20 protein-coding genes are annotated in these 17583 nt (G+C 64.7%); 11 read left to right on the forward strand and 9 right to left on the reverse strand.

Going from position 1 to position 17583, the window contains the following annotated elements; all coding sequences use genetic code 11:
• Positions 1 to 61 precede the first annotated feature (61 nt).
• Positions 62 to 265, reverse strand: a complete 204-nt coding sequence (locus tag NCR34_RS16815) for a cold-shock protein (protein WP_175941946.1) — start codon at positions 263 to 265, stop codon at positions 62 to 64.
• Positions 266 to 335: 70 nt separating this feature from the next.
• Complete coding sequence (locus NCR34_RS16820) at positions 336 to 581, reverse strand: hypothetical protein (RefSeq protein ID WP_250500581.1); 246 nt, start codon at positions 579 to 581, stop codon at positions 336 to 338.
• A gap of 238 nt (positions 582 to 819) precedes the next feature.
• On the opposite strand from NCR34_RS16820, the gene NCR34_RS16825 reads away from it, so the two are divergent.
• The 4 genes from NCR34_RS16825 (at position 820) to lra1 (ending at position 4020) form a co-directional block, all read left to right on the forward strand.
• Positions 820 to 975 (forward strand): hypothetical protein, encoded by a 156-nt coding sequence (locus tag NCR34_RS16825; protein ID WP_250500582.1) that lies wholly within the window; start codon positions 820 to 822, stop codon positions 973 to 975.
• Between the two features lie 108 nt (positions 976 to 1083).
• Positions 1084 to 1845, forward strand: a complete 762-nt coding sequence (locus NCR34_RS16830) for an SDR family NAD(P)-dependent oxidoreductase (protein ID WP_250500583.1) — start codon at positions 1084 to 1086, stop codon at positions 1843 to 1845.
• A 202-nt stretch (positions 1846 to 2047) separates the two neighbouring features.
• Positions 2048 to 3226 (forward strand): L-rhamnonate dehydratase, encoded by a 1179-nt coding sequence (gene rhmD, locus NCR34_RS16835; protein ID WP_175941938.1) that lies wholly within the window; start codon positions 2048 to 2050, stop codon positions 3224 to 3226.
• Between the two features lie 11 nt (positions 3227 to 3237).
• Positions 3238 to 4020, forward strand: coding sequence for an L-rhamnose 1-dehydrogenase Lra1 (gene lra1 / locus NCR34_RS16840; RefSeq protein WP_250500584.1), 783 nt, complete (start codon positions 3238 to 3240; stop codon positions 4018 to 4020).
• Here the strand turns inward: lra1 and NCR34_RS16845 are convergent.
• Positions 4007 to 4963, reverse strand: coding sequence for a LysR family transcriptional regulator (locus tag NCR34_RS16845; RefSeq protein ID WP_250500585.1), 957 nt, complete (start codon positions 4961 to 4963; stop codon positions 4007 to 4009). The two genes, lra1 and NCR34_RS16845, sit on opposite strands and share 14 nt — an antisense overlap.
• A 165-nt stretch (positions 4964 to 5128) precedes the next feature.
• On the opposite strand from NCR34_RS16845, the gene rhaM reads away from it, so the two are divergent.
• The 6 genes from rhaM (at position 5129) to rhaS (ending at position 11045) form a co-directional block, all read left to right on the forward strand.
• Positions 5129 to 5443 (forward strand): L-rhamnose mutarotase, encoded by a 315-nt coding sequence (gene rhaM, locus NCR34_RS16850; protein WP_250500586.1) that lies wholly within the window; start codon positions 5129 to 5131, stop codon positions 5441 to 5443.
• Positions 5444 to 5470: 27 nt separating this feature from the next.
• Complete coding sequence (locus NCR34_RS16855) at positions 5471 to 6361, forward strand: amidohydrolase family protein (protein ID WP_250500587.1); 891 nt, start codon at positions 5471 to 5473, stop codon at positions 6359 to 6361.
• Between the two features lie 14 nt (positions 6362 to 6375).
• Positions 6376 to 7899: a sugar ABC transporter ATP-binding protein gene (locus NCR34_RS16860; protein ID WP_250500588.1), complete on the forward strand. Its 1524-nt coding sequence runs from the start codon at positions 6376 to 6378 to the stop codon at positions 7897 to 7899.
• On the forward strand, positions 7899 to 8939 hold the full coding sequence (locus NCR34_RS16865) for an ABC transporter permease (RefSeq protein ID WP_502800095.1): 1041 nt from the start codon (positions 7899 to 7901) through the stop codon (positions 8937 to 8939). The genes NCR34_RS16860 and NCR34_RS16865 overlap by 1 nt, the downstream gene beginning before the upstream one ends.
• Positions 8932 to 9936 carry an ABC transporter permease gene (locus NCR34_RS16870; protein ID WP_250500590.1) on the forward strand — a complete coding sequence of 335 codons (1005 nt, stop codon included), beginning with the start codon at positions 8932 to 8934 and terminating at the stop codon, positions 9934 to 9936. Before NCR34_RS16865 ends, NCR34_RS16870 begins: the two co-directional genes overlap by 8 nt.
• Positions 9937 to 10031: 95 nt before the next feature.
• Positions 10032 to 11045, forward strand: coding sequence for a rhamnose ABC transporter substrate-binding protein (rhaS, locus tag NCR34_RS16875; protein WP_250500591.1), 1014 nt, complete (start codon positions 10032 to 10034; stop codon positions 11043 to 11045).
• A gap of 56 nt (positions 11046 to 11101) precedes the next feature.
• Here the strand turns inward: rhaS and NCR34_RS16880 are convergent, their stop codons facing one another.
• The 6 genes from NCR34_RS16880 to NCR34_RS16905 form a co-directional block, all read right to left on the reverse strand.
• Positions 11102 to 11506, reverse strand: a complete 405-nt coding sequence (locus tag NCR34_RS16880; RefSeq protein ID WP_175941921.1) for a helix-turn-helix domain-containing protein — start codon at positions 11504 to 11506, stop codon at positions 11102 to 11104.
• A 451-nt stretch (positions 11507 to 11957) separates the two neighbouring features.
• Positions 11958 to 12110, reverse strand: a complete 153-nt coding sequence (locus tag NCR34_RS28360) for an H-NS family nucleoid-associated regulatory protein (RefSeq protein WP_502800096.1) — start codon at positions 12108 to 12110, stop codon at positions 11958 to 11960.
• A gap of 552 nt (positions 12111 to 12662) precedes the next feature.
• On the reverse strand, positions 12663 to 12908 hold the full coding sequence (locus tag NCR34_RS16890; protein ID WP_175941917.1) for a hypothetical protein: 246 nt from the start codon (positions 12906 to 12908) through the stop codon (positions 12663 to 12665).
• A gap of 233 nt (positions 12909 to 13141) precedes the next feature.
• Positions 13142 to 14137 carry a luciferase-like monooxygenase gene (locus NCR34_RS16895; protein WP_250500592.1) on the reverse strand — a complete coding sequence of 332 codons (996 nt, stop codon included), beginning with the start codon at positions 14135 to 14137 and terminating at the stop codon, positions 13142 to 13144.
• A 164-nt stretch (positions 14138 to 14301) separates the two neighbouring features.
• Positions 14302 to 15141 carry a phosphate/phosphite/phosphonate ABC transporter substrate-binding protein gene (locus NCR34_RS16900; RefSeq protein WP_250500593.1) on the reverse strand — a complete coding sequence of 280 codons (840 nt, stop codon included), beginning with the start codon at positions 15139 to 15141 and terminating at the stop codon, positions 14302 to 14304.
• Between the two features lie 127 nt (positions 15142 to 15268).
• Positions 15269 to 16279: a fatty acid desaturase gene (locus NCR34_RS16905; RefSeq protein WP_250500594.1), complete on the reverse strand. Its 1011-nt coding sequence runs from the start codon at positions 16277 to 16279 to the stop codon at positions 15269 to 15271.
• A gap of 252 nt (positions 16280 to 16531) precedes the next feature.
• On the opposite strand from NCR34_RS16905, the gene NCR34_RS16910 reads away from it, so the two are divergent.
• Positions 16532 to 17575 (forward strand): HoxN/HupN/NixA family nickel/cobalt transporter, encoded by a 1044-nt coding sequence (locus NCR34_RS16910; protein WP_250500595.1) that lies wholly within the window; start codon positions 16532 to 16534, stop codon positions 17573 to 17575.
• The last annotated feature ends 8 nt before the right edge of the window (positions 17576 to 17583 follow it).

Here is a 17583-nt window from a genome sequence, read left to right on the forward strand (position 1 = left end):
GAAAGCAAAAAGCCGTGAAGCCGATGCAACGGCTTCACGGCTTCGTCGTCGGAACGCGCGCTTATTGCGGCTGGATATTCGCGGCTTGCAGGCCCTTGGGACCTTGGCGCACTTCGAACAGCACCTTCTGATTTTCTTGCAGCGACTTGTAGCCGTCCGCCCGGATTTCCGAGAAATGCGCGAACACGTCCGGGCTGCCGTCGTCCGGCTTGATGAACCCGAAGCCCTTCGTGTCGTTGAACCATTTCACAGTGCCAGTTGCCATTATTTCCTCTTCTTCTGCAGCGTTGAGCGAGACCGAATCTCGCTTGGGTAAGTAATCGTTGAAGGCGTGTTCACGCGAACGCGGCTTCGGCGGGGATTTCGTCGAGCAGCGTGGAGAGTTGGCCCTCCGTCTCGCGGCCGCTGAATTCACGCAGCGTCGCGAGCAGCGTGCGCCACGGCGCGGGCCAGCGCGTTTCCCGCACGCAGCGGCCGGTCGCGTCGGTGATGCGCAAGAGCGTGGTGTCGGGGTAGTAGGTGAGGGTGACGGGTATTCCGTCGAGAATGCAAGTAGCGGTACAAGGCTTCGGTGTGAACATGCTGTTTTTGTTGGATAAGTGGTCGTCGGTGCGCGCGGCGCGCGCCTGGTCGGTCGACGGTGCAGAGCATTTAGCAACGTCTGTGCCTGTTGGTCGCCTTGTTCCTTGCACGCCCGGCTCCATCGTCGGATTTCGAAAACGCGTTTCTAGATGTTAAGCGGCGAATGCTTTAGTTTTGTGTTAGTTAGCTGACGTTCCGCGGATAAACTGCCTCGCACTTTATTCGAGGAGTCTCATCATGTTCGTCGCTGCCTTGTTGCTTTGCCCCGTCGGTGTCGCCGCGCTTTTCGCCTTCGCCCTGTATGCCGATAAGGTGTTTCGGCGCGGCAGCCGGCAAAAGCCGCCCGCGCCCCTACACTTCGAGACGACGCAGCGGCCCGTCTCCGACCGCTGACGCAGAGAGCCACCGATCCGCTTTCGTTATCGAACGATCGCCCATTCGGATTGTTGCGTTATCGCTGCCCGACTATAGTGCTATCGACGACACAACAGGAGACAAGGCATGAACCGGATCGATCTGGCGGAACGCACCGTGGTCATCACCGGCGGCGCGCGGGGCATCGGCCTCGCGGTGGCCGAGCGGGCGCTGGCTTCGGGCGCGAACGTGGCGCTGTGGGATGTCGACGCCGAGCGGCTGCAGCGCACGCGCGCCGAACTCGCGTCGAAGCACTTGGAGCGCACCGTCAGCGACTCGGTCGTCGAGCTGACCGATGAAGCGTCCGTCGATGCCGCCGTGCAATCGACGCTCGCCGCGCACGGCAAGATCGACGTGCTCGTGAACAACGCGGGCATCACCGGCGGCAACGGGACGACGTGGGAACTGGCGCCCGACGTGTGGCGCCGCGTGATCGACGTGAATCTGATCGGGCCGTATCTCACCTGTCGCGCCGTCGTGCCGCACATGCTAAAGAGCGGCTACGGCCGCATCGTCAATATCGCCTCGATCGCGGGCAAGGAAGGCAATCCGAACGCCTCGCACTACAGCGCGTCGAAGGCCGGACTGATCGGGCTGACGAAATCGCTCGGGAAGGAACTCGCGGGCAAGAACATTCTCGTGAATGCGGTCACGCCCGCCGCCGCGAAAACCGAAATCTTCGATTCGATGTCGCAGCAGCACATCGACTACATGCTCTCCAAGATCCCGATGAACCGCTTCCTCATGCCGGAGGAAGCGGCGTCGCTCATTCTGTGGCTCTCCTCCGAGGACTGCGCGTTCAGCACGGGCGCGGTGTTCGACCTGTCGGGCGGACGCGCGACTTACTGAGCCGCGCGCTTCACGGGAGAGAGACACGGACCATTCCGCCGCGGCGGAAGGCGCTGTCACGTCCCGCGTGATGCGCCGACTGCTGCAGTTTCTCTTTGATGTACGTGCGCGTGCCGGCGCGCGGCGCGGCGCCCGAGTCTCGCGTCGATAGCCCCAAGCCCGCGAACGCGTGCTGACCATTCCAACATTCGGAGACGAAACCATGTCCATGCCCACCATTCGCCAGGTTCGCGCTTTCGTGGTTCGCGGCGGCGGCGCCGATTATCACGATCAGGGCGCCGATCACTGGATCGACGATCACATCGCCACGCCGATGGCGCGCTATCCCGAGTATCGACAGAGCCGCCAGTCGTTCGGGCTGAACGTGCTCGGCTCGCTCGTCGTCGAGATCGAAGCGAGCGACGGCACCGTCGGCTTCGCGGTGACGACCGGCGGCGAGATCGGCGCGTTCATCGTCGAGAAGCATCTCGCGCGTTTCATCGAAGGCCAGCGCGTGACGGACATCGAGAAAATGTGGGATCAGATGTACTTCGCGACGCTCTACTACGGCCGAAAAGGCATCGTGCTGAACGCGATTTCGGGCGTCGATCTCGCGCTCTGGGATCTGCTCGCGAAGGTGCGCAAGGAGCCGGTGTTTCAGCTGCTCGGCGGCCCGGTGCGCGACGAATTGCAGTTCTACGCGACCGGCGCGCGGCCGGACCTCGCGAAGCAGATGGGCTTCATCGGCGGGAAGATGCCGTTGCAGCACGGCCCGGCGGAAGGCGAGGAAGGGCTCGCCGCGAACATCGCGAAACTCGCGGACATGCGCTCGAAAGTGGGCGACGACTTTTGGCTCATGTTCGACTGCTGGATGTCGCTCGATCTCAACTACGCGAAGCGGCTCGCCACGGCCGCGCACGAATACGGCCTGAAATGGCTCGAAGAAACGCTGCCGCCCGACGACTATTGGGGCTACGCCGAACTGCGCCGCTCCGTTCCGCGCGGCATGATGGTGACGACGGGCGAACACGAAGCGACGCGCTGGGGCTTCCGCATGCTCTTCGAGATGGGCTGCGCGGACCTCGTGCAGCCGGACGTGGGCTGGTGCGGCGGCATCACGGAGTTGATCAAGATTTCGGCGATGGCGGATGCGCATAACGTGCTCGTCGTGCCGCACGGGTCGTCGGTGTACAGCTATCACTTCGTCGTGACGCGGCACAACTCGCCGTTCGCCGAATTTCTGATGATGGCGCCGCAAGCCGATCAGGTCGTGCCGATGTTCACGCCCTTGCTGCTCGACGAGCCCGTGCCGGTCAACGGCCGCATGAAAGTGCCGGAAACGCCGGGCTTCGGCGTGCGGCTGAACCCCGAATGCGCGCTGGCGCGGCCTTATACCCACTGACGAGGCGTCCCATGCTGCTAGACAACAAAGTCGTGATCGTGACGGGCGGCTCGCGCGGCATCGGGCGGGCGATCGCGCTGGCGAGCGCGCGCGAAGGCGCGAACGTCGCGATCAATTACTGGCGCGACAACGATCAGTCGTACGGCAAGGCATTGGCGGTGGAGTCGATCGTCGGCGAGATCGAGGCGCTCGGCCGCCGCGCGATTGCGGTGGAAGGCAACGTCGCGGAGCGCGAGACGGGCATCGAACTGGTGCGGCGCACGGTGGGAGCGTTCGGGCGCGTCGACGTGCTGTCGAGCAATGCGGGCATCTGTCCGTTCCATGCGTTTCTAGACATGCCGCCTTCGGTGTACGAAACGACGGTCGCGGTGAACCTGAACGGCGCGTTCTATGTGACGCAGGCCGCCGCGAATCAGATGAAGGCGCAAGCCACGGGCGGCGCGATCGTCGCGACGAGTTCGATCAGCGCGCTCGTCGGCGGCGGCATGCAGACGCACTACACGCCGACCAAAGCGGGCGTGCATTCGCTGATGCAGTCGTGCGCCATCGCGCTGGGACCGTACGGCATCCGCTGTAATTCAGTGATGCCCGGCACCATCGCGACGGACCTGAACGCCGAAGACTTGTCGGATGCCGACAAGCGCGCGTACATGGAAAAGCGCATTCCGCTCGGTCGTCTCGGCGCGCCGGACGATGTCGCGCAATGCGTGGTGTTTCTCGCCTCGGACCGCGCGCGCTATGTAACGGGCGCGTCCTTACTGGTTGATGGCGGGCTCTTCGTCAACTTGCAGTGACGGCGAGCGAAACGGCCGAGTATTTGCGCAGTAACGCGATGAAGTACTCGGCCGGCTCGCTCAGCGTTTCGAACTTGCGGCGCAGCAGGCCGAAGCCCGACAGGCTCTTGCCGATCTCGACGGGCAACTCTACGAGCAGTTGCGCGCGCAGATAGTCGCGCACGACGGACTCGGGCAGCATCGCGACGGCGTCGCTGTTTTGCAGCAGTTGCAGCGTCGCGAAGATGGACGCGCATTCGACGATATCGGCGGGCGTGGTCAACCCCGCGCGCGCGAGTTCTTCCTCGAAGAGACCGCGCGCGGGACTCGTGATCGGCTGAAGAATCCACGGCCATCCGACGAGCGTGTCCAGTTCGAGCGAAGCCTTGCTTGCAAGCGGATGCTTCGCGCGCACGACGAGGCGCATGGCTTCGCGAGCGAGTGGTTCGAAGTCGAAATCGTTGTGCTGTAGCGGCGTGGTCAGGCGGCCGAGCGCGAGATCCACTTCGCGGCGATGCAGAAGTTGCACGACCTGATCGCTCGTTTCGCCGAGTATGCGCACGTTGAGCAGCGGGCGTTCGGACTTCAGTTCGGTGACCGCCATCGCGAGGACGTCGGGCGCCGCGCCCATGATCGCGCCGACCGTCAGTTGTCCGTGACCGCCGCGCCGCTTGTTGTCGAGATCGTCGGCGAAGCGCGTGAGGTCCGCCAGCGAGCGGCGCGCGTAGGCGAGCGCGGCGGTGCCGAGCGGCGTCGGATGCATGCCGCGCGCATTGCGGTCGAAGAGCTGGAAGCCGAACGCTTCTTCGATATCCGCGAGCATGCGGCTCGCGCTCGGCTGCGCGACGTTGATGATGTCCGCGGCCTGATGAAGGTTGCGCGTGTCGTCGAGCGCGACGAGCAGCGCGAGATGCTTGAATTTGAGGCGATTGACGAGCGCGAGCTGTGAGACGTTCTGGTTCATTGAAGAGCCCCGCATGATGCAACGCAACGATGTTCGCTGATACGGTTTTGCGATCGGCCAATCCTGCTTTCGGATTGTCGTGCTATCGGTCGGCGCATTATAGTCGCAGCCATAACGCGCCTCTACGCAAAGACAGGGCGCATCGAACATAAGAAGGCGGCCGCCATGGAGACAGTGGCTTTTCGCATGACCCTGAAGCCGGGCATGCGCGAGGAGTACGAACGGCGCCATCGCGAGCTATGGCCCGAACTGGCCGATGCATTGCATGCGGCCGGCATCCGCGATTACTGGATCTTTCTGGACGAAGCGACCGGTCATCTGTTCGCGACATACAAGCGCGCGGACACACATACGACCGACGCGCTGCCGAACTTGCCCATCATGCGTAAATGGTGGGACTTCATGGCGGAACTGATGGAGACGCATGCGGACAACGCGCCCGTCGCTGTTGCGCTTGCGCCCGTGTTTCATCTTGCGTGAATCAGCCCGAGCCGCGAGGACACCATCATGCAGGTTGTCGATCCGCATATTCATCTGTGGGACCTTTCCACGCACCATTACCCGTGGTTGGCCAATCCGCAGACATCCTTCGTCGGCGATGCGCGCGAGTTGCAGCACGACTATCTGCTCGCCGACTTGCTGCGTGATGCAGAAGGCATCGACGTGCTCAAGCTCGTGCATGTCGATGCGAATCACGATCCCGCCGATCCGGTGGAAGAAACGCGCTGGCTGCAAGGCATCGCGGATGGCGAAGGGCGCGGCATGCCGAACGGCATCGTCGCGGGCGCGGATCTGTCGCGCGACGACGCGCCTCGCGTGCTCGAAGCGCACGCGGCGTTCGCGAATACGCGCGGCATTCGCCAGATACTGAACGTGCATGACAACCCGCTCTACGACTACGTAGGCCGCCACTACATGCACGAGCCGCAATGGCGCAAGCATTTCGCGTTGCTGAGGCGCTTCGGTTTGTCGTTCGACTTGCAGCTTTATCCGTCACAGATGCCCGATGCGGCGCAGCTTGCGCGGGAACATGCCGACACGCAGTTCATCGTCAATCACGCGGGCATGTTCGTGGATCGGACGTCGCCGGCGGGGTATCGCGCGTGGCGTGAAGGGATGCGCGCGCTCGCGGCGTGCCCGAACGTCGCGGTGAAAATCAGCGGTCTCGCGATGTTCGACCATCGATGGACGGTCGAGAGCTTCCGTCCTTACGTGCTCGAAACCATCGACACATTCGGCAGCGAGCGCGCCATGTTCGCATCGAATTTTCCGGTAGACCGCTTGTTCGGCTCTTACACGGCGATATGGAACGCGTATGCGCGCATCGTCGAGGACGCCAGCGCGAGCGAGAAGGAAGCATTATTCGTTCGGAATGCAGAACGTATTTACCGCATCTAGGCAGGAGACGTTCGATGACACCAAGGCTTGAAATGCGGCATGCGAGCAAGTCATTCGGCCGCGTGCGCGCGCTCGGCGACGCGAGCTTGCAGCTCTTCCCCGGCGAAGTGCATGCGCTGCTCGGCGAAAACGGCGCGGGCAAGTCCACGCTCGTCAAGCTGCTCGCGGGCGTTTATCAGCCGGATTCAGGCGAGCTGCTGGTCGACGGCGCGGCGCGGCGTTTCGCCAATCCCGCCGAAGCACGCAATGCCGGCATAGCCGTCATCTATCAAGAGCCGACGCTCTTCGCGGATCTGTCCATCGCGGAGAACATCTACATGGGACGCCAGCCGCGCGACCGGCTGGGGCGCATCCGTTATGACGAAATGCATCGCGAAGTGGATGCGTTGCTCGCCTCGCTCGGCGTCAGCATGCGCGCGCAACGGCTGGTGCGCGGGTTGTCCATTGCGGACCAGCAGGTCGTCGAGATCGCCAAGGCGCTGTCGCTCGATGCGAACGTGCTCATCATGGACGAGCCGACCGCCGCGCTTTCGCTGCCGGAAGTGGAGCGGCTCTTCGAAATCGTGCGCGGGCTGCGCGAGCGCAACGCGGCGGTGCTCTTCATCACGCATCGGCTCGATGAGGTCTTTGCGCTGACGCAACGCATGACGATCATGCGCGACGGCATGAAGGTTCACGACGCGCTGACTGCGGACATGACCATCGATTCCATCGTGAGCAAGATGGTAGGCCGCGATCTCGATACGTTCTACCCGAAGGCCGATGTTTCGCCGGGGGATGTACGTCTTTCCGTGCGCAATCTGACGCGAGAAGGCGTCTTCAAGAACGTGTCGTTCGATGTGCGCGCGGGCGAGATCGTCGCGCTGGCAGGTCTCGTCGGCGCGGGAAGAAGCGAGGTCGCGCGGGCGATCTTCGGCATCGATCCGGTCGATGCCGGCGAAGTCAGGATGGGCGGCGACAAGATCGAACTCGGCAGACCGGCTGCTGCCGTGCGCGCCGGGCTCGCGCTCGTGCCCGAGGACCGGCGCGCGCAAGGACTCGCGATGGAGCTGTCCATCGCGCGCAATGCATCGTTGACCGTGCTCGGGCGACTGATGCGGCACGGTCTCATCTCGTCGCGTAGCGAAGCCTCCCTCGCCGCGGACTGGGGCAAACGCCTTCGCCTGAAAGCCAGCGATCTGGATGCGCCTGTCGGCACGCTATCGGGTGGCAATCAGCAGAAGGTCGTGCTCGGCAAGTGGCTCGCGACGAACCCGAAGGTGCTCATCATCGACGAGCCGACGCGCGGCATCGACGTGGGTGCGAAGGCCGAGGTGTATCGCACGCTCGCGGAACTCGTGAAGGAGGGCATGGCTGTGTTGATGATATCGAGCGAACTGCCCGAAGTGCTGGGCATGGCGGACCGCGTGCTCGTGATGCACGAAGGCCGTATCAGCGCGGACATCGCCCGCGCCGATGCGAACGAGGAGCGCGTGATGAGCGCGGCGTTGGGTGCGGTTTTAGGCGCGCCTGCGCATACATTGGGTCACGCGGCATGATGACACGACACTCTCCCAGCTTGCCCGCCATGCCCGCCGCGCAAGACAAGCGCGGCGGCTTCGCGGCATCCATCGCGAAGAGCCGCGAGCTGACGCTCTTCGTCGTGCTGCTCGCGCTCGTCGGCGCGACGGCGGCCGTGAAGCCCGACTTCCTCAATCTGCAGAATCTGCGCGACGTATTGCTCAATGTGTCGATCATCGGCTTGCTCACGGCGGGCATGACCATCGTGATGTTGATGCGGCACATCGACCTGTCGGTGGCGTCGATCGTCGGCGTGAGCGCGTATGCGGTCGGCAGCCTGTTCGTCATGTTCCCGCATATGCCCGTGTCCGTCGCGATGCTCGCCGGAATATGCATCGGAGTCCTGATCGGTGCATTGAACGGCGCGCTCGTCACGTTCGGCCGCGTGCCGTCGCTCGTTGCCACGCTTTCGACGCTATACATCGTGCGCGGCGCGGATTACGCGTGGGTCCACGGCGGACAGATCAACGCGACGAGTCTGCCCGATGCGTTCGCGAGAATCGCGACCGGCTCGTTGCTCGGCGTGCCGAATCTCGTGTTGATCGCGCTTATCGTGCTCGTCGCGCTGTCGGTGTATCTGAAGCAGTACCGCGGCGGACGCGAGCATTACGCGATCGGCTCGAATCCCGAAGCGGCGCGACTCGCCGGCATTCGCGTGGACCGTCGGGTGATGATCGGCTTCTTGCTGTCGGGCGCGATAGCGGGGCTTGCGGGCGTGCTGTGGCTCGCGCGCTTCGGCACGGTGGATGCCAGCACGGCGAAAGGCATCGAACTGCAAGTCGTCGCGGCGGCGGTCGTCGGCAGCGTCGCGATCACGGGCGGCGTCGGCACCGTGGCGGGCGCGACGCTCGGCGCACTGGTGCTCGGCGTCATCAACATCGCGCTGGTGGTGCTGCGCGTGTCCCCGTTCTGGCAGCAGGCGATACAAGGCGCGCTGATCGTCGCGGCGATCACGCTGGACACGTTGCTCGCGCGTTCCGTCGCGCGCCGCATGATGAGGAAACGAGATCATGGCTAAACCGGATTCCGCTTTGTCCATCGCCAAACGCCGTCATTTGCAGTGGGAAGCGATGCTCGTCATTGTGCTCGTCGTCTCGCTCGTGGCGGGGCGCGTGCTCGCGCCGATGTTTCTGTCGTCGGCCAATCTCTCGAACATGCTGGCCGATTTCACCGAGATCGCGTTGATCGCGCTGCCGATGACGCTCGTCATCGTGGCGGCCGAGATCGACTTGTCGGTGGCGTCGGTGCTCGGCGCATCGAGCGCGCTGATGGGCGTGCTCTGGCATATGGGATTGCCGATGCCGCTGGTTATCGCCATCGTGCTCGTCGCGGGCACGCTCGCCGGCCTGCTGAACGGGCTCGTCATCGTGCGCTTCGGCTTGCCTTCGCTTGCCGTGACCATCGGCACGCTCGCGCTCTTTCGCGGCCTCGCGTATGTGTTGCTCGGCGATCAGGCCATCGCGGATTTTCCCGCGTCGTACACGGCGTTCGGCATCAATACGGTCGGCGATACGTTCCTGCCCATGCCGTTCCTGCTCGTGATCGCGGGCGCCATCGTCTTCACGGTTCTATTGCAGGCGACGCCCTTCGGACGCAGCCTCTATGCCATCGGCGCGAACCCGACAGCCGCGCAGTTCTCCGGCATCGACGTCGGCAAGACGAAGCTCAGGCTCTTCATGATGTCGGGCGCGATGTCGGCGCTCGCGGGCATTGTTTATACGCTGCGCTTCACGAGCGCGCGCGGCGACAATGGCGAGGGCTTCGAGTTGTCCGTCATCGCCGCGGTGCTGTTCGGCGGCGTGAGCATCTTCGGCGGACGCGGCTCGATGATCGGCGTGCTGCTGTCGCTCGTCATCATCGGCGTGCTGCGCAATGCGTTGACGCTCGCGGACGTATCGAGCGAAACGCTCACCATCGTGACCGGCGCGTTGCTGCTTTCGTCGGTGCTGATACCGAATCTCGTCGCGCGCTGGCGGGCAGTACGCGAGAAGCGCCTGATGACGCAGACCTCATGACGCAGACCCTATGACGAACCGTTATACCCCGCGTTGATAACCCGCGCCGAAGCCTCTTTTCAGGGCCTGCGCGCAATGACAGGAGACATCCCGACATGAAAAAGCCCTATCGATTCGCACGCGGCCCGATGCTCGCGGCGGCCTTCCTGGCCGTCGCCGTGGCGCTGAACGCGAGCGCCGCCGAAGTGAAAAGCGGCCTCAAGATCGCGTTCGTGCCGAAGCAGATCAACAACCCGTATGAGGTGATCGCGGACGATGGCGGCATGGCCGCGATCAAGGAGATGAAGGGCGATGGCAAGGTCGTCGGGCCGTCGGACGCGGGGGCGTCGTCGCAAGTCAGCTATATCAACACGCTCATCACGCAGCGCCAGAACGCCATCGTGATCGCGGCCAACGATGCCAATGCGCTCGTGCCGTACCTCAAGAAAGCGATGTCGCAGGGCATCAAGGTCGTGACGTTCGACTCCGACACGGCACCCGAAGGCCGGCAGATCTTCGTGAATCAGGCCGAGTCCGAGGCCATCGGGCGCGGGCAGATTCAATTGCTGTCGAAGCTGATCGGCGGCGAAGGCGAATTCGCGATCCTCTCCGCCACGCCCAACGCGACGAATCAGAACGCGTGGATCAAATGGATGCAGGAGGAGTTGAAGAAGCCCGAGTATTCGAAGATGAAGCTCGTGAAGATCGCGTACGGCAACGACGATGACCAGAAATCGTTCGTCGAAACGCAGGGCTTGTTGCAGGCGTATCCGAACCTGAAGGGCATCGTCGCGCCGACATCGGTGGGCATTGCCGCGGCGGCGCGCTATATCTCCAGTTCGCCGGCCAAGGGCAAGGTCGTCGTGACGGGCCTCGGCACGCCGAACCAGATGCGCGCGTTCATCAAGAACGGCACCGTGCAGGCGTTCCAGTTGTGGGACCCGGGCCAGTTGGGCTATCTCGCGGCGTTCGCGGCGGCGAACCTCGCGTCCGGCACCATCACGGGCAAGGAAGGCGATTCGTTCGATGCCGGCAAGCTCGGCAAGCGTACCGTGGGCAAGAGCGGCGAAGTCATTCTCGGGCCGCCGACCACGTTCGACGCGAGCAATATCGATCGTTTCAATTTCTGAAAGACGCGGCGGAGCGGCTGCACGCTCCGCCATCGTCATGCGATAAGCAACCCTAACTATCGACGCGACTTCGACAGCCGGTGCGCGAGGCCCAGATTCGTCGCGATCTGCCAGACATACACGCGCGAGAAGCGCACGCCGAAGCGCCGCTCGATCAGTTCGCGCAGACGCGCATTGGTCCACGCGTCGCTCGGAAAACCGTGTTTGCGCGGCGAATTCTGCAACGCGGCCGCGATCCAGTCGAGCGCGGCGCGATCCAGTACGGACGTGCGACCGCCGACGCCCATCTTCGCGAGCGCGTCGAGCCCGCCGTCCGACACGATGGCCCGGTAGCGGCGCACTGTCTGCACCGAGAGATGCAATTCGTCCGCGACCGTCTCCACCGATGCGCCTTCCAGCAGTCTGCGCCCGGCGGTCATGCGCCGGACGACGCTCGGAAGGGTGGCGGGGCGGGACGGCATCGCGCTGGTCGCTCGGTCGCGGTCCGCGGCTTTTCTCGCGCGGCCGGTCAGCCGCGCAGCCCGGCGGCGCAGCCGCGCGCCGTGGAGTGCGCTCGGTAAGCGCAGGGCGCGTTCAGACGGGGCGCGGCGTCACGGCGTCCGTATGCGTTCATGCGTGGCTCCTTGTCGGGAGACTGCGGAACTCGATCGGGCGTGCTCAACGGCGAAAGGATGCGCGGCCGGGAAAGCCAGGCCGGCTACTTGTGGGCTACCAATAAACGTTTTACGGCGCAATGGACACGCATGGCCGAAAATATTTCGGCTTGAATATTGGGCGTGAATTGCCTATGGGCCGATCGACGCGCGTGTTCGGCCCACGCACGATGCGCGGCGAGCAACGCTGCGGGTGTCGGTTTTCGGTAGTGCGACTGATTTGCTTAGTCGTGGACAAGGACCACGACTCGCAGACACGTCAAACGCGATAGAACTCGATATCCTGACCCGCATGTACCGCGCGTTTCAACCATTCGGGCATGTCGCCGACGCCGTCCCACGTGTCGCCGCTCGCGTTTCGGAAAACCGGACCCGCGCCGTTCGATACCGGCACGGACGGCAATTTCGGCATCGCGCGATGCGGTTTCGGCGCGCCATTCGCCGCGTTCCCGTTGGTCCTGGTGAACGTGGGCGGTACGGGAGGCGCGGCCTGCGCTTCGGCTAATGCTTCGGCCAGAGCAGTTTCGGTAATCCCGAATTCGGCCATTCGGCTGCGCAAGTACGCAATGATGCTATCTCGCTTTCTTTCGTCCACGGCTTTCCTGATTCAGCTTTTTGATTTGCACAAGACGAACCCATGCCCCGCGCGGACCGGGGCGGTTCGAAGACTTAAATATATGTATTACCAAGCGTGGCGCAGTGTGTGCCGCTCGTCAATTGGTGTATTTACCGCGAGGCTGTTTTAATCCGCCAGACTCATTGACGCATTCGCCGAATAGAGCCGGTCCGGTCCATTCACTCGCTCGAGGATCACCGCGACGGACGCACGACAAGAGTGCGCGCGGGAAGTCACGCCGAAAACCGCGATCCGCTGAGGGGCATGCCGCGCCGCCGCGACGAAGCGGCGGCCGAAAGGCTCGCTCCACTTGTATTGTATGCCGGTCTTGGCAGCGTTTAAAAAGTTTTAACGCGAATGTTGTTCTCCCGGTAATTCCGCGCCGTGCGCGCGAATCGCGGCAATGAGTTCCGCCGGCGTTATTTCATAACGGACTTCGCGATGAATGCCGGGCTTGCGTTCATCGATCTCGATCAGCAGCACGGCCTTGCCGTCAGCAGCGGGTTCGAGCTTCAACGAGCGCACTTCCTGGCCGGTGGTGTCGTCAAATTCGGTCAGGAGCGTCATGGCTCCGGTGGCTGCGCTTCTCGGCATCGACATTCTTCCTCCCGTCTTGCGACGCATTTGTTGTTGTTCCGCTGCATCGCCCAGCCGCGCGCAGCGAATGGCGTGCGCGCTCCAGGGACGAAACAGGGCGGATACGGCGGACGCGAAGCGCGGCGCCTGCGCGAGCGCGCTCCGGTATCTCATTATTGCCTGTCAAATGCGCGGGCGTCCAGCGCGCGAGATTTCCAGCCGCTTGCGCCCGCTTGCGGCCGTTTGCGCCCTCAGGCGTTGGCGGCGATGGCGTCGCGGACCTCGGCCGTGATCTCGAACGAACGCAGGCGCGCCGCGTGATCGAAAATCTGCGCCGTGACGATGAGTTCGTCCGCCTGCGTCTGGTCGATGACCGAGCGCAGCCCGGCTTCCACGTCGCCGCGGTCGCCGATCACCGAGCACGACAGCGAGTGCTCGACGCCCGCGCGCTCGGCCGGCGTCCACGCAATGGATTCGACGGGCGGCGGCAGTTGTCCGGGCGTGCCACGTCGAAGATTGATGAACTGCTGTTGCAGCGATGTGAACAGGAAGCGCGCTTCGTCCGCGGTGTCGGCGGCGAAGACGTTCACGCCGACCATCGCGTAAGGCTTGTCCAGCGTGGCGGACGGCCGGAATTGCGAGCGGTAGACGTGCAACGCGGTCATCAGATAATCCGGCGCGAAATGGGACGCGAACGCGAACGGCAGGCCGAGCGCCGCCGCCAGCTGCGCGGAAAAGAGCGAGGAGCCGAGCAGCCAGATCGGCACATGCAGTCCCGCGCCGGGCACCGCGCGCACGCGCTGGCCTTCCACGGGATCGGCGAAATAGCGCTGAAGCTCCACGACGTCGTCGGGGAACGAATCGGCGCTGCCTTGCAGGTCGCGGCGCAGCGCGCGGGCGGTCGTCTGGTCAGTGCCGGGCGCGCGCCCGAGTCCGAGGTCGATGCGGCCCGGAAACAGCGAGGCGAGCGTGCCGAACTGCTCCGCGATGACGAGTGGCGCGTGATTCGGCAGCATGATGCCGCCCGAGCCGACGCGAATGGTCTTGGTGCCTGCCGCGATGTGCGCGATCACCACCGACGTGGCCGCGCTGGCGATGCCCGTCATGTTGTGATGCTCGGCGAGCCAGTAGCGCCGGTAGCCCCAGCGTTCGGCGTGCTGCGCGAGATCGAGCGAATGGGCGAAGGCGTCGGCGGCGGTGGAGCCGAGCGGAATGGGCGAGAGGTCCAGCAGCGAGAAGGGGATCATTGCGAGTTTGGCGTGCTACAGCGTGATGGCGTGGCGGCGCGACATGCGCATGGGCAGAGCGGCCTCGACGCGGCCACGCGTTGGATATTCGATTGTGCCGAAAGTCTGCGAAGTCTGCCGAAGCGGTCGCGAGCCGAGGATTCTGAGCGGAGTCTGCGCCGACGCTAGGCCAGCACCGGATATCCCTGCTCCGCCGCTTCGCGTTCGTAGCGAAGGATCGGCGCGTAATCCGCTGGCGTGAGGCGCACGAAGCCTTTAAGCCGCAGCCGGCTCCCAAGTGCCGGGTCTTGCGCGACCGTATCGCTGAGCGCGGCGGCGAGCGCATCGACGATTTCGCGCGGCACGCGTTTCGACGCGATGAACGGCAGCGCGGGCGCGCTCGCCGTCACGCCGAGCTCGCGCACGCCGGCCGCCAGTTCCGGCCGATGCGCGCGCACGAATGCGAGCGTCACGCAGTCGATGGCGGCGATATCCGCGCTTTTATCGATCGCGACCGCATGCAGCGACGCGAGATGTCCGCCGCTCTTCGCGACAGAAGCGAAGAAGCGCGAGCCCTGCGCGAACGGCGCCACCGCATGACGGAAGAGGTTCATGCCGCTATTCGAATCGTCGTCGTTGTAGACCGCGCGCAGCCCGCGGCAGTCCGCGAGCGATGCCGCGTTCACATGCGCGCCCGCGACGAGCACGCTGCGATAGCCGCCGCTTTCGTAGCCGTTTTCGTAGCCGCTTTCGCAGCCGGGCGCATCGAAATCGGGCGTGGCGACGAGCTGCACGCGATCATCGAGCGCATGCAGCAGCGGATATCCGCACGTCTGCGACAGCAGCAGGTCGTCGCGCAGCCAGAAGGCGGTCAGGTCAGAAACCGAGTCGGTCATGCCGAGCGTATCGCCGCGGGCCCTGAGCGTGTCGGCGAGCCGGGCGTGCACGGCATCGAGCAACGCGCGCCAGTCGGCGGCGAGCGCGGGCGTGACGTTGTACATCGGCAGGGCGGCGGTCCAGTGCATCGTCGGGGAATGGCGGGGGATGTCGCATCGTAGCGGTATTCGCAGCGATGCGTATTTCAATGGAAGGTCTAGCCTTTTTGCGGCGTCCCGGCTGCCGTAAAAGACGAACGAACCGGCCGGTTCCGCGTCACAAGCCGCCCGAAGCCGCCTCCGCGCTTTCCGCATGCCCGAACGTTCGCACTGCTGCGTCCTCGCCCGAGCCCGCGAACGGATGCACCGGCGCGACCGCCCGCGCGAACGCATACTGCCGGAACCACTCGCCGTAACCTTCCGCGACGAAGCCGCCATTGCTCGCCCGATACGCGTCCCGCCGCTCGCGATAGATGGCAGCCAGCGCAAACCACGGCACGCCCGGCAAGTCGTGGTGCACCGCGTGGAAGTTGTTGTTCAGGAAAAGCAGCCGCCACGGCCACGCGGCCTCGTTGATGACCGTTCGCTCACGTTCCGCGCCCGCCGCGCGATGCTCGTGGAACGATCGCACCGAAGCAAGCGCGAGCGCCGCATAGCCCACGCCTGCGAACGCGCGCCACGGCACGCCGCACCGAGTGTCGAGCCACCACGCGAGCGCCGCGAGCGCGGCGAGATGCGCGACCCAGCTCGCGACGATCCGCCAGTCGCCATCGATAATGGCCTGAGCCGCTTCCCGCCACGACGCGGCGATCGCGAACCACGGCCCGATCAGCACGCGGCCCACGAACGTGTTGCGCGCAGCGATCGCGCCACGCAATACGACGCCCGCGCTCGCCCACTGTTCGGGCGTCACGTAGTAGCTTTCGGGATCGCGGCCGGGCACGGTCAGATGCGCATCGTCGTGATGACGCAGGTGCGACGCGCGATAGACCGCATAGGGAAACCACACGGCGAGCGGCGCTAGTCCGAAGAGCATGTTGACGAGCGGCCAGCGCGTCGGATGCCCGTGCAACAGCTCGTGCTGGAGCGACATGTACCAGCACGACAACACCGCGAGCAACCCGAGCGCGAGCGGCATGCCGAGCGTACGCGCGCTCGTCGCGACGCCAATCCAGCCGCCGTACACCGCGACGATCACGAGCCACGTCGGCCATTCGGTGCGCCAGCGCCACGACGCGCGCCGATCCTGGATTGCATCGCGTTGGGCGTCGTCGAGATAGCGTGGCATGGCGGGCTCTGAATGGCGAAGGGCCATGTTAGCCGCGCACCGCCGCAAGCCCAACGAACGAATACGCCTATGTTTTTCGCGCAGCGCGAATTGGAGCGCGTTTTTCGCGCGCTTTTTCCCATGAAATGGATAGGATCCCGAATCAATGCACATCTGCGACACGGCCGGGTGCCCCGCACGCGATTATTGGCCGCGAGCCGAAGCAGGGTATTCTCTGACGCTGTCCCCGGTTCTTCGCCGCCACGCGCCCCTATGACCCGACCCACCGATTCCGCCCGCTCCGCGCGTCTTTTCGCCGGACTCATCGCGTTCAACGTGCTCGCGTGGCTCTGGGCGCTCATCGCGTTTCGTCACTATCCGCTGCTCATGGGCACGTCGCTGCTCGCGTATTCGCTCGGGCTTCGCCATGCGGTCGATGCCGATCACATCGCCGCCATCGACAACGTCACGCGCAAGCTGATGCAGCACGGCGAGCGCCCGCTCTCCGTCGGCGTGTTCTTCTCGCTCGGACATTCGACCGTCGTGATGCTCGCGACCGCGCTCATCGCCGCCACCGCGCTCGCCGTGCAGGCGCGCTTCGCGGCGTTCCGCGAGATCGGCGCGCTCATCGGCACGTCGGTGTCCGCGTTTTTCCTGTTCGCCATCGCCGCGATGAATCTGGTCGTGCTGCGCGGCGTGTGGCGCGCATTCCGGCGCGCGCGCCGCGGCGACGTGCTGAACGACGACGATGCCGACCTGCTCGTCGTCGGAGGCGGTCCGCTCGCGCGCATCGCGCGGCCGCTCTTTGCGCTGATCGGCAAGAGCTGGCACATGTATCCGCTGGGCTTCCTGTTCGGCCTCGGCTTCGATACGGCGACCGAGATCGGGCTGATGGGCATTGCCGCGTCCGAAGCGGCGCGCGGCATGCCGGTATGGTCGATCCTCGTGTTCCCGGTGCTGTTCGCAGCCGGCATGTCCCTGATCGATACCGCCGACAGCCTGCTGATGGTCGGCGCGTACGGCTGGGCCTTCATGAAGCCGGTGCGCAAGCTCTACTACAACCTCACGGTGACGCTGGCCTCGGTCGTGATCGCGGTGTTCGTCGGCAGCGTCGAGGCGCTCGGCCTGCTCGCGGATCGCCTGCAACTCAAGGGCGGCCTGTGGGACTTCGCCGCGCGTCTGTCGGATCACTTCGGCGCGCTCGGCTATGCAGTCATCGGCCTCTTCGCCGCATGCTGGCTGGCCTCGGCGCTGCTCTACAAGTGGCGCGGCTACGATGCCGCCGACGACGCGCTCGACTCGGGCATCGCGCGCTAGCTTCGACG

Source organism: Caballeronia sp. GAWG1-5s-s (genome assembly GCF_023631445.1).
Taxonomy (GTDB): Bacteria; Pseudomonadota; Gammaproteobacteria; order Burkholderiales; family Burkholderiaceae; genus Caballeronia.